Origin of the sequence: Bathymodiolus heckerae thiotrophic gill symbiont, from assembly GCF_900180345.1 — a bacterium.
Classification (GTDB): Bacteria; Pseudomonadota; Gammaproteobacteria; order PS1; family Pseudothioglobaceae; genus Thiodubiliella.
Genome location: NZ_FXLV01000089.1, coordinates 1 through 1,724, shown reverse-complemented (window position 1 = coordinate 1,724; position 1,724 = coordinate 1). Strand labels below are relative to the sequence as shown.

Below are 1,724 nucleotides of genomic sequence, written 5' to 3'. Positions count from 1 at the left end.
GCATTGAACTCTGATCCTACTTGTGTAGATCTCGGTGGACGCCGTAACATTAAAACACTAATTCGACTGGAGCCATCCTTGAAATACCACCCTGGTATGGTTGGGGTTCTAACCTAGGTCCGTTATCCGGATTGGGGACAATGCATGGTGGGTAGTTTGACTGGGGCGGTCTCCTCCCAAAGAGTAACGGAGGAGCGCAAAGGTACCCTCAGCACGGTCGGACATCGTGCAATGAGCGCAAAGGTAAAAGGGTGCTTGACTGCGAGACTGACACGTCGAGCAGGTAGGAAACTAGGTCTTAGTGATCCGGTGGTTCTGAGTGGAAGGACCATCGCTCAACGGATAAAAGGTACGCCGGGGATAACAGGCTGATACCGCCCAAGAGTTCACATCGACGGCGGTGTTTGGCACCTCGATGTCGGCTCATCACATCCTGGGGCTGAAGCAGGTCCCAAGGGTATGGCTGTTCGCCATTTAAAGTGGTACGCGAGCTGGGTTTAGAACGTCGTGAGACAGTTCGGTCCCTATCTACCGTGGGCGTTGGAGACTTGAGGGAAGCTGTTCTTAGTACGAGAGGACCGGAATGGACACACCTCTGGTGTTTCGGTTGTGACGCCAGTCGCATTGCCGAGTAGCTATGTGTGGAAAGGATAACCGCTGAAAGCATCTAAGCGGGAAGCCCCTCCCAAGATTAGGTCTCCCTGATAGTTTAACTATCCTAAAGATCCCTTGAAGACTACGAGGTTGATAGGCAGGGTGTGGAAGCACAGTGATGTGTGAAGCTAACCTGTACTAATTGATCGTGAGACTTGACCATATAACACCCAAATTATTTGAGTGAATCTGTAATTTTTGTGTTGATGTGTCATGCAATACACTGAGTAAGTGTGCAAACTTTATAAAATGTATTATTTTGTTATACCGTTTCTTTATGGTATAAAAACTTTTTAATTGGCCTCTAACTTATTGTTTTGGATTTTAAAATCCTGGGATAAGTTGAGATTTAGTTATTTTTAGAATTTTTCAAGGAAAATTTTTAAAATGTGAGGGTGCATAGTAGAAACTATGTAACTGAATGTTTTAAAAATTTAACGCAGAAAAAACCGAAAATAAGAAAATTAGAGGCAACCAGTTTGCTTAGTGACAATAGCGAGTGTGCCCCACCTGATCCCATACCGAACTCAGAAGTGAAACCACTTAGCGCCGATGGTAGTGTGGGGTCTCCCCATGTGAGAGTAGGACATTGCTAGGCTTTAATTTCGGCTATTTTTGGTTTTTACTGCGTTAGATTTTCAGTCGTTTAGTTTTACTAAGCTCCTTAAAATTTTCCTTGTAAAATTCTAAAAATTCCATAAAATACCCCAGTATCTATTAGGTGCTGGGGTATTTTTTTGTCTACTACTTTTTAATTAACAAAGATCTTTGCATAAATATGAATAATCACTTGAATTCGCATAACAAGTGCAATTTTAATTGTAATTAAATAGCCAGTTGTAATAAACTTTGCTATTTTCTTACTACGGGAAATTGCAATGAATTATCAACAACTGACTAACGATGAACGATACCAGATAAAAGCGTGTTTACAACTACATATGAATCAGATTGGCATTGCCAATCTGTTAAACAGAAGTCCGGCAACTATCTCACGTGAGATTAAACATAATACTGGCAAACGAGGCTATCGACCCAAGCAAGCCAATGAGCTTGCTACTATGCGTAGA

General features: G+C 42.3%; 1 protein-coding gene and 1 rRNA gene. Both read left to right on the top strand.

Annotation, left to right across the window (positions count from 1 at the left end; all coding sequences use genetic code 11):
• Positions 1 to 1,136 precede the first annotated feature (1,136 nt).
• A 5S ribosomal RNA gene (rrf, locus tag CRYPD_RS07600) occupies positions 1,137 to 1,252 on the top strand.
• 280 nt (positions 1,253 to 1,532) lie between these two features.
• Positions 1,533 to 1,724 (top strand): helix-turn-helix domain-containing protein (locus tag CRYPD_RS07595; RefSeq protein WP_171004402.1); only part of this gene is annotated, 192 nt, incomplete at its 3' end.